Origin of the sequence: [Flexibacter] sp. ATCC 35208 (assembly GCF_001975825.1) — a bacterium.
Lineage (GTDB): Bacteria > Bacteroidota > Bacteroidia > Chitinophagales > Chitinophagaceae > Chitinophaga.
This window is the reverse complement of sequence record NZ_MTKN01000040.1, coordinates 1-10068: the sequence shown is the minus strand read 5'-3', so window position 1 is coordinate 10068 and position 10068 is coordinate 1. Positions and strand designations below refer to the sequence as shown.

Annotated in this window: 9 protein-coding genes; all 9 read right to left on the bottom strand. The window is 44.2% G+C overall.

The annotated features are described in order from the left end of the window. Window positions 1-118: 118 nt before the first annotated feature. Window positions 119-1015: a histone deacetylase gene (locus BW716_RS22500; protein WP_083726223.1), complete on the bottom strand. Its 897-nt coding sequence runs from the start codon at window positions 1013-1015 to the stop codon at window positions 119-121. Between the two features lie 239 nt (window positions 1016-1254). Next, complete coding sequence (gene pdeM, locus BW716_RS22495; protein WP_083726221.1) at window positions 1255-1902, bottom strand: ligase-associated DNA damage response endonuclease PdeM; 648 nt, start codon at window positions 1900-1902, stop codon at window positions 1255-1257. 24 nt (window positions 1903-1926) lie between these two features. Next, on the bottom strand, window positions 1927-4389 hold the full coding sequence (locus BW716_RS22490) for a ligase-associated DNA damage response DEXH box helicase (protein ID WP_083726219.1): 2463 nt from the start codon (window positions 4387-4389) through the stop codon (window positions 1927-1929). A gap of 66 nt (window positions 4390-4455) precedes the next feature. Beyond that, a complete protein-coding gene (locus BW716_RS22485; RefSeq protein WP_083726217.1) occupies window positions 4456-5487 on the bottom strand; it encodes an LD-carboxypeptidase in 1032 nt (343 codons plus the stop codon). Between the two features lie 30 nt (window positions 5488-5517). Continuing rightward, entirely contained in the window at window positions 5518-5895 is a 378-nt protein-coding gene (locus tag BW716_RS22480) for an ester cyclase (protein ID WP_083726215.1), read from the bottom strand. 61 nt (window positions 5896-5956) lie between these two features. Then, on the bottom strand, window positions 5957-6823 hold the full coding sequence (locus BW716_RS22475; RefSeq protein ID WP_083726213.1) for an AraC family transcriptional regulator: 867 nt from the start codon (window positions 6821-6823) through the stop codon (window positions 5957-5959). A 9-nt stretch (window positions 6824-6832) separates the two neighbouring features. After that, window positions 6833-7336 carry an Lrp/AsnC family transcriptional regulator gene (locus tag BW716_RS22470; RefSeq protein WP_083726211.1) on the bottom strand — a complete coding sequence of 168 codons (504 nt, stop codon included), beginning with the start codon at window positions 7334-7336 and terminating at the stop codon, window positions 6833-6835. Window positions 7337-7396: 60 nt separating this feature from the next. Beyond that, entirely contained in the window at window positions 7397-8986 is a 1590-nt protein-coding gene (locus BW716_RS22465) for an ATP-dependent DNA ligase (RefSeq protein ID WP_083726209.1), read from the bottom strand. After that, on the bottom strand, window positions 8983-9990 hold the full coding sequence (locus BW716_RS22460) for a ligase-associated DNA damage response exonuclease (protein WP_083726207.1): 1008 nt from the start codon (window positions 9988-9990) through the stop codon (window positions 8983-8985). The genes BW716_RS22465 and BW716_RS22460 overlap by 4 nt, the downstream gene beginning before the upstream one ends. Between the last annotated feature and the right edge of the window lie 78 nt (window positions 9991-10068).

Below are 10068 nucleotides of genomic sequence, written 5' to 3'. Positions count from 1 at the left end.
ATCGCGGACTTAGGACGAATCAATGCTCTTTCTGTACTTACAAAAAATTAAATGCATGCATATTATTTCGATGAATCAAATGCCTTTTAAATCTGAACACCGCCGTTCTTAGAGAAAATCAGAAGATGGCTGCCGCTGTTTTGAATGTATTACAATGCGCATTCACAATATGCCTCAGTTGCGGAGAATACCCTCCTCCCATTGCAACTGCACAGGGAATTCCATATTGCTTTACCGTATTTAACACCAATTCATCTCTGCAGCGGCATCCATTTTCAGTTACCTTCATCCTCCCATAACGATCTGTAGAAAGAATATCCACCCCAGACAAATAAAACACAAAATCAGGCCTTTTCTTCTCCATTAAAACCCCTAAACAATCCGACAATTTCTTAAGATATTCTTCATCCCTCATACCATCAGGCAACCCAACATCCCACACAGATGTCTCTTTATGAAAAGGGTAATTATGCTCCCCATGCATACTGAATGTAAACACCCGTTCATTCCCCTCAAATATGGCAGCAGTGCCATTCCCCTGATGTACATCCAGATCTATTATCATCACATATCCAGCCAGCTTTTGATGCAATAAATAATTCGTAGCTACCGCAAAATCATTCATCAAACAAAACCCTTCTCCATGATCAGCAAACGCATGATGCGTACCACCCGCCACATTTAAACCAATACCATGCTCCAATGCATGCAATGCACAATCAATCGTACCCTGACAAATCACCCTTTCCCGCATCACCAATGCAGGTGATTGTGGCAAACCTATCTTACGCACTTCCTTCTCACTCAGCTTCCCATTTTTCAACTTATCCCAATATTCAACAGTATGTGTTAACAAAATCGTTTCCTCACTCACCGGCTCCGGTTTATGAAACTGATCAATAGTCACCACCCCTTCCCGCAATAGCTGCGCAGGAATCAGTTCATACTTCGCCATCGGAAAACGATGGCCTTCTGGTAGTGGGTGTGCAAATATGGGATCGTAAGCAATCAGCATGACATTCAACTATTCTTTATAACACTATTATCGGCAATATATCACTAACCAATCTGTAGTACCCTATTATCAGCAATATATCACTAACCAATCTGTAGTACCCTATTGTCAGCAATATATCACTAACCAATCTGTAGTACCCTATTGTCAGCAATATATCACTAACCAATCTGTAGTACCCTATTATCGGCAATATATCACTAACCAATCTGTAGTACCCTATTATCAGCAACATATCATTAACCTATCTTTAGTACGCTATTATCGGCAATCACAAACACCGCATCCGCCTCCTCCACATCCAGCATCGCTAAGCCTGTAAACCGCCCGAAGGCCGGCAGAATACTGCAATTACGCCCGAAATAAAAACAGGGTAAACGCAAACGTTGTCTGCCCATACCCGACACCGCCACACCCGGATGAATGTGACCAGAGAATGTATACTTAGAACCATCCCCCTCCTCACATGGCTCATGCGCAAAATGAATCTCATTAATCTGCAATTCATCATACACCTCCACATCAATATCAACATACACCTGTTCCGACAGGATATCATGATTCCCCTTCACCAGCTTAAATTTGATATGCGGAAACTGTTGCCGCCACAACTTAAACAAAGGCACATCATTGTTATGACTACTGTGAAACATATCGCCCACAATGATCACCTGCGACGGATCGTAAACAGTAATGAGTTTTTGTAAACGATACAGGTCATCATGCCCGATATTGGCAGGAACGGCAATGCCTGCTTTTCTGAAATGTGCAGACTTGCCAAGGTGCAGATCTGATACAATTAAAGCCTGCTCTTCTTTCCAGAAAACAGCGCGGTGGGCCGATAACAGCCATGTCTGATTTCTGAAATTATAAATCACTTCATCCATAGATCCCTGCAAGTTCCGATTTTATTAAAATTCCGGGCGCATTTTTTTTATCCTGTCTTCCAGCTTCTCACTGGTCAGTTGTTCACGCAAACTATCCACCTTAATCGGGAAACAAAAAGGTGTCAGCGCTTCCGGATAAGTGATCACGATTTTGCTATTATAAATCCTGTCAAGACTCTCCCTCAAACGGGCTTCTTCCATCTGGTAAAAGAACGCTTCGTTAAAAGCCTGTCTCAACAAGAGATTCTGCGGATCGTATTCTGTAAATACATTGAACAGCAAAGATGCCGATGACTGTAAATGACGGCTTTGTTTATGCTTGCCCGGATATCCCTGAAATATCAATCCTGCTATTACCGCAATATCCCTGAATTTACGACGGGCCATCTCTGTAGCGTTCACACTAGCCAGCAAATCGTTGTTCAGGTTATCTAACGAAAACAATTCATACACATCATCTGGCGTAAGCGGAATAGCCTGATCAGACAATAATTCAAATCCATAATCATTCATGGCAATCGAGAAAGTAATAGGCGTACGTTTACTCAGCCGGTAAGCCAGTAATGTAGCCATTACTTCATTCACCAGTCGGCCTTCAAACGGATAGGCGAACAGATGATAACCATCCCTTGTATGAATCATTTCTATCAATAGCTCATCTGCTTTCGGCACATGAGAAAGATATTCCTGTAGTTTAAAAAGAGGCTGTAAAACCTGTAATTCTGGTTCAGTCGTATCACCGGAAAGGGCTTCATTAAAAGTTTCACGCAATACCTTTCCAAGGTTCGGTGAGAGAGGTAATCGTCCTCCCATCCAGCTGGGTACAATGGCCTTTTTTGCATTGGATTTTCTTACCAACACAGTCATATCCTTGATCATGACAAACTCAAGAATGCGCCCACCCAAACTGAATGTATCGCCAGCTGTAAGCCGGGCAATAAACCATTCTTCAATCATGCCAATAAATCCCCCCCCCATGAACTTTACTTTCAGCATCGCATCGCTGACGATGACACCGATATGTAATCGGTGACGCATGGCCTGCATACGACTACGACAAATAAAAAAGTCGCCTTCTCTCTCAATCTTTTTAAATTCATCATAACTATACAAGGCGTCTCCACCCGTGGTGAGAAATGCCAGTATCCATCCCCATTCATCTTCCGTCATTTCACGAAAGCAATAGGTGTTCGTTACCTCTTCCCATATTTCAGGTGCATGGAAGCCATCAGAAATAGCCAGTGTCATCAGGTATTGCAGCAATACATCGTATGCTAGTATCACCGGCATCCGGCTTTCTACTATTTGCTGTTTAATAGCCGACTTAAGCGCCGCAGCTTCTACCAGCTCTAAACTATGTGTAGGCAAAAACCATATTTTGCTGGTAGCACCGGGTTGGTGCCCGCTACGACCTGCGCGCTGTAAAAAGCGAGCTACACCTTTTGGACTACCTACCTGTATCACTGTATCCACAGGCCGGAAATCTACTCCCAAATCCAAACTGGAAGTACATACCACCGCTTTCAGCGTACCTGTATGCAAGGCTTCTTCCACCCATATTCTTAACTCCATATCAATAGAGCCATGATGTAGTGCCAGCGCACCTGCGAGGTCAGGGCATTGCCGTAATATTTCCTGGTACCAGATCTCTGTTTGAGAGCGGACATTTGTGAAAATAAGCGTGGTATTACTTTCATTGACAATGGGCAGTGCCTTATAAAGTAATCTCGTACCCAGGTGCCCCGCCCAGGGATATTTTTCTATCTCATCAGGGAGAATACTTTGTAGTTCTATTTTTTTATCCAACTTAGCCCGCACAATTACTGACTCCGGATCAGGTGCTCCAAGCAACACATCCATAGCCTCTTCCAGGTTACCAATAGTCGCAGAGATGCCCCAAACTTTCAATGGCGGACGTCCGGCTTTTTTCGTCAATCCGCGCAAACGGCTAAGCCCTAATTCTATCATCACACCTCTCTTGGTGCCCAGCAATTCATGCCATTCATCGGCCACCACTGTAGTCAGGGAAGTAAAGACTTTTGGATATTCTTTTTGTCCGATCAGGAGATGCAGACTTTCAGGGGTGATAAGCAATACCTCAGGCATGTTCTTTTTCTGCGCAGCACGGGTAGATACTGGTGTATCACCACTCCGGATACCCACCTGCCAGGGGATATCCAGCTCCTGCAGCACTTCCTCCATCGCACGCGCAATGTCTTTGGCCAGCGCCCTCAGCGGCGTGATCCAGAGCAATTGCAGACCATTTTTTGTTTTGGATGGATAGTCTTTGGGATGACGGTTAATCCAGTCGATCACCACACCCAGGAATAGAGAAAATGTTTTACCGTATCCGGTAGGGGCGTTCACAAGGCCCGATTTGCCTTGCAGGTAATAATTCCAGGCTTCTTCCTGGAACACAAAAGGCTGCCGGTCTCTGGCGGCAAGCCAGTCTGTAATCACTTTCCATCCACTCGCTGTTTTTTTCATGAGTGTATGAAATTAAGGAAAAAGCAGGAAAAAGTCTGTCACCGTATAGGGATTCGTATCATCGTATTAACTAACAATCTCCTTCAAAGAAACCCTGTTATTCTGAACCTCCAAATGATGCATCACCCCACACTTCAACGCATAATTTCCTTTCTGATGCCCTACCGGAAAATTAAAACAAACAGGATAGTCAAAATCCTTCACCTTCTCCTTCACTATATCATACACCGTCCTCCCGAATTCCTCTCCCGGATCATCCGCCTTCAACCTGTTAAACCCTCCAATCACAAGCCCCGCGAGATTATCTAATTTATGCGCCCGCTGCAAACTATTAAAATAACGATCAATGGTATATAGGTATTCACTCACCTCTTCCACAAAGAGAATTTTACCAATGGTATTGATCTCTGAATTAGTCCCCAACACACTCGCGAGCATAGAAAGATTCCCTCCAATCAATACACCTTTCGATGAACCAATCCGGTTATTAGCATCCGCCGGTGTCAGGTATTGCATAGGTTTACCAGTCAGCGCCTGCTGTATTGAAAGAATGGTTTCCTGCACCACCGATTCTGCCTTTGCAAAATCATCAGGAAAACTATTACACATTTTAGAATGCAAAGAAGCTATCCCAAACAGCCGATTGATATGACAATGCAATACAGTAATATCACTAAACCCAATCACCCATTTCGGCTGCTGTCTGAAATTATTAAAATTAACCTGATCAATAATACGGGCGCAGCCATACCCACCTCTCGCACACATGATCGCCTGAATACCAGGATCATCCAACATAGACTGCAGATCCTGTAATCGCTCAGCATCTGTACCACCAAAACTAAAATCACTTTTCCCAACCGTATTTCCTATGCGGATTTTAAAACCCCAGCTCTGCATAATGCGAATAGCAGGCATGATCTCTTCCTGCTTAATATGCCCCGCAGGACAGGTAATACCAATCGTATCACCCGCTTTAAGATAAGGTGGAAGTATAGTAAAAGTCTCATCTTCCTTTTCTGGTGCAGGAAGATGAGAAAATGCCGAAAGCCCCAGCGATGTGATGGCAAGAGAAGAAAGAAAATGCTTACGATTCATGTTATTAATGTAAGCATTAATCTCCAATTTTTATGCAGGTTGAATATGCCTTTCTGCCCAATGATCTACATATTGACCATCCTTTACTTTCACGATATCAATCGTTGGCATCGCTACTTTTGTACCCGCTTCAAAACCCATGAAAGGAACACCAAGCGTACCACGAATAGTTTTTCTTGTAATAACGGTATCACCCTCTTCAAACATCTCATGGATATCTATCGTGATATCCGGCAATGCAGGCTTCAATACATTGTGATAAAAAGCCAGCAGACCAGCTTTTCCTTTGTCTGTACCTGCTGGTGCGGAATGGTTTGTAAAGGAAGGAGAAACGATTGCTTCAAATACCTGTAAGTCACCTTTTACAAGCACTTCTTCATTGAATCTTAATACGACTGCTTTTGACATAAAGTATAATTTATATCAGCAAAATTAGAACGGAGTAAAAAAATGGAATAACGTTAAAAGCTCAAATTGTTGCTTTTTTAGCTCGCAGCACGTGTGGGGTATCTCCAAATTCCTGTTTGAAGATCTTTATAAAATGTGGCACATTTTCAAAGCCACAGGCCAGTGCTACTTCAGATACATTCATGTCATCATTGAGCAATAACATTCGTGCATGCGCCAGTCTTTTTTCATTGATCCATTTCTTTGGAGAGCAATTAAAGTACTGCTGGAAATCACGTTTAAAAGACGCCAGGCTACGGCCTGAAAGCTGCGCCAGTTCGCCCAGTGTAAGGGGTTGTAATAAGTGGGTATTAACGATGTATTCGATATTGGCTGGCTGTGCATGTGTGATGCCATGGAATAAATTCAAAACGGCATCCCTGTGCTCACCAGCCAGCAGTAATAAAAACGCTTCCTGTATTTTCAGTTGTAAGATCGCCTCCATGTTCTCCGCACGATTCTGAAAGAACAGCATGTACTGTTCCCTGAAACTATGCAGCAGATCGCTGGTAGGCAACATCACATACGATTGAGGATCGGCAATGATTTTATCTGGTTGTAACTGATGCTGACGAAGAAAACTTTGCAGCATACTATCCGGGAAAAAGAGTAGGAGCGCTTCGTATTCAAATCCATCCGGCACCACTTCTGTCATACCATAAAGACCTCTTTTCAAAATCACAATACTGGATGGATTCACATGCAGTACTTCATCGCCCAGGAAGATAGTTTTATTCCCCGCCAGGGCAAACAAAATAGTATGTTCTTTCAGAAAGATGACCCGCCTGTGTGCACCAATGGCCTTTTTGTATTTGGCATACGTGTAACTGTCGGATTGTAATACAGTCCAGTTAAAGTCTTTTGTATATTCCGGATAGCGGATGATCATAGCGTGAGATTAATACACCACGCGGTGTGTCGCTTTGATCACAGACATCACGAACACACTCTCCATGTGGCCTATATTATCCAGCTCACCCAATTTATTCACATTGAAGTCGTGGTAAGCGATCATATCTTTTACCTGTACTTTCAACATAAAGTCGAACTGACCGGAGATGTTGAGGCATTCCAGTACTTCAGGGAAAGAAGTAATTTCTTTGATGAATTTACTGCCTGCTTTTTTACCATGCTCTTTGAGAGAGATGTAGCATAATACAGTCAGGCCCTTGTCGATCTTGCTGGGATCTACAATAGCAGCATACTGACGAATTACGCCGGCCTGTTCCATCTTACGGATACGTTCGTAAACCGGGGTCGCACTCAGGTTAAGACGTGCTGCCAGGTCGCGGATGGTCATCTTGGCATCTTCCTCCAACAGTTGAAGGATGGCGATGTCCTTTTCGTCCAGCGCAATTTCGGTTGCGTTATCTTTTTTAATTGTGTTGTTACCCGGGTTCATATTGTATAGTATAATGTTCTAATTAGCCTACGAAAATAAGTACAATATACTAAATTTTCCCTACTGCTGCATTTTTAATAATAATTGGAGATCAGCCAGGGTATTGATCTCTTCAGGAGGCTTATCCTTCCTCCACCTGCTGATACGGGGAAAGCGCAATGCTACCCCTGACTTATGCCTGTTTGAAGCCGCAATCCCTTCAAAAGCAATCTCAAATACCAGCTCAGGTTTCACTGTCCGCACCGGCCCGAACTTTTCTATGGAGTTCCTTTTCACCCAGTTATCCACCTCATTGATCTCCTTATCTGTCAACCCGGAATACGCTTTTGTAAACGATACTAACTGATCCCCATCCTTCACCGCAAATGTGTAATCTGTATACAAATTTGATCGCCGGCCATGCCCCTTTTGTGCATAGATCATGACGGCATCTATTGTCAATGGATCAATCTTCCATTTCCACCAATCGCCTCTCTTACGACCCACCTGGTAAGCAGAATCTTTTTTCTTCAACATCAATCCCTCGCTTCCCATTTCACGTGCCTGCATCCTGAACTCAATCAACGCTGACCAATTATGAAAAGTGATCGCCGGCGATAACCGCAACGCAGGATGATTCACCTGCTCTACCACCTGTTCTAACAACCGCCGCCTTTCAGATAATGGAGACGTTCTGATATCCTTCCCTTCCCATTCCAGTAGATCATAACTCAAAAACACCACCGGCGCCTCCTGCAATTGCTTCTTCGTCACATTCTTCCTTCCAATCCTTGTCTGCAAGGTCTGAAATGGCAAAGGAAAATCATTCGCATACGTCAGGATCTCCCCATCAATCACCGTCCCCTCCGGCAAATGCTCCAGCAATGGTCCATACTCCGGGAACTTCTCTGTAATCAATTCTTCCCCTCTGGACCATACAAATAATTGCCCCTGCCTTTTAATGATCTGCCCACGTATCCCATCCCATTTCCATTCCGCCTGCCATTCCTCCGGCTCTCCCAGCGCATCCGGCGCTGTCTCCAATGCATATGCGAGATAAAAAGGAAAAGGCTTCGACGCATCTGCTCCCGTTACATCTTCATTCAATAATTCATCCAGTGTGATCTGTCTGGGATCCCAGTTTCCACTTATCATATGCGACAGGGTAGGGGCCGGAATATCATGTGTATTTGCGAGTGCATTCACCATCATCTTCTGCGATACCCCAATCCTGAAACTTCCCGTTATCAATTTATTAAACACAAACCGCTCACTTGTATCCAGTTCATCCCACGCATTCAGGATGAATTGCTGTTTTTCCACTTCACTCGCTTTCTCCAATTTGAGAAGTTGCTCCAGCCAATAATGCAAAGGATGTGTAGCAATACTCTTCCCCGGCGATAATAACAACGCAATTGTCTCTGCCAGATCACCCACTGTATGATAACACTCTTCAAACAACCACCCCGGCAAATCCGTCATCTGCAAACACCAGGTTGCCAACTGTGTGGCATTCACCGTTCTCTTTGGCCGCCGGCCAGTAAACAACGCCAACACCCATATGCTATCCTTCGGATCTGCACTCGCAAAGTATCGACTCAGCGCATCCAGTTTCTCATTCGTCTTCGTGCTGTTGCTCAGCAATTTTATCAGGTCTGCAAATGCTTTCATGATGGATTCGTTTCTTCTTCTTCAGTGACACCATATTCAGTTTTTACTTCTTCCGCAGGTATCCCATTCTCCTGCAGGTAGCGTGCAAATGCACTACTAAAACCATGCGTTGTATACACCTTCTCAGCACCCGTCGCTTTAACAGCAGTTAACAATCCATTCCAGTCAGCATGGTCTGATAAAATAAATCCTGCATCCGCATTCCTTCTTCTCATATGTCCCCGTACCTGCATCCACCCACTGCACACACCCAGTGAATAAGGATTGAAACGCCGCATCCATGTGGTATCTGCAGCAGAAGGAGGGCCAATTACTAAATTGTTTTTAAACACACTATGCGGAGTATCAGGAGTGATACGATGCAGCTCCGGCAGATCCCAGCCATTGTCACGCAGCATTTGATTGGTGATGTAAATAGCGCCATGCGCCCATATCTCAGGACTAATATCTCTCAGATGATACAACAACCGTTGCGCCTTGCCCAGGCTATACCCCAGCAGCACACTCGTCTTACCCACCTGCTGATTATCATATACCCATTTCCGGATGTTATCAAATACAACCTGCTGGGGTTGCCAGTTATAGACAGGCAGTCCGAAAGTACACTCTGTAATAAACGTTTGACAAGGCACTGGTTCAAACGCTGCAGAAATGCCATCGTACTCCGTTTTATAATCTCCACTCGCTACCCATACTACACCATCATGTTCTACCCTTATCTGTGCAGAACCAATCACGTGCCCCGCAGGATGCAGAGAAATCGTTACACCATTCATGCGTATTTTTTCTCCATACGCCACTCCCTGCACACTGATATCCACTCCCAACCGGAGTTGCAGAATGGGTACACTATCATGATGACAAAGGTAATTTTGGCTTCCTCCACGTGCGTGGTCGGAATGTGCGTGGGTAATAACAGCCTTTTGCACAGGCTGCCAGGGGTCTATGTAAAAATCGCCGGCAGGACAATTAATGCCCTTATCAGTGAATTGGAGTAACTGCATAAAAGAGAATCTACAATTATCATGCACAGAAAAAACATTCATGAAAGAGGGTATTCACCAACGGGGGATGAAAACCAT

Bases quoted from the DNA above. Each gene is read 5' to 3' on its own strand.
- BW716_RS22500 (WP_083726223.1), bottom strand. From the start codon at position 1,015: ATGCTGATTGCTTACGATCCCATATTTGCACACCCACTACCAGAAGGC.
- pdeM (WP_083726221.1), bottom strand. From the start codon at position 1,902: ATGGATGAAGTGATTTATAATTTCAGAAATCAGACATGGCTGTTATCG.
- BW716_RS22490 (WP_083726219.1), bottom strand. From the start codon at position 4,389: ATGAAAAAAACAGCGAGTGGATGGAAAGTGATTACAGACTGGCTTGCC.
- BW716_RS22485 (WP_083726217.1), bottom strand. From the start codon at position 5,487: ATGAATCGTAAGCATTTTCTTTCTTCTCTTGCCATCACATCGCTGGGG.
- BW716_RS22480 (WP_083726215.1), bottom strand. From the start codon at position 5,895: ATGTCAAAAGCAGTCGTATTAAGATTCAATGAAGAAGTGCTTGTAAAA.
- BW716_RS22475 (WP_083726213.1), bottom strand. From the start codon at position 6,823: ATGATCATCCGCTATCCGGAATATACAAAAGACTTTAACTGGACTGTA.
- BW716_RS22470 (WP_083726211.1), bottom strand. From the start codon at position 7,336: ATGAACCCGGGTAACAACACAATTAAAAAAGATAACGCAACCGAAATT.
- BW716_RS22465 (WP_083726209.1), bottom strand. From the start codon at position 8,986: ATGAAAGCATTTGCAGACCTGATAAAATTGCTGAGCAACAGCACGAAG.
- BW716_RS22460 (WP_083726207.1), bottom strand. From the start codon at position 9,990: ATGCAGTTACTCCAATTCACTGATAAGGGCATTAATTGTCCTGCCGGC.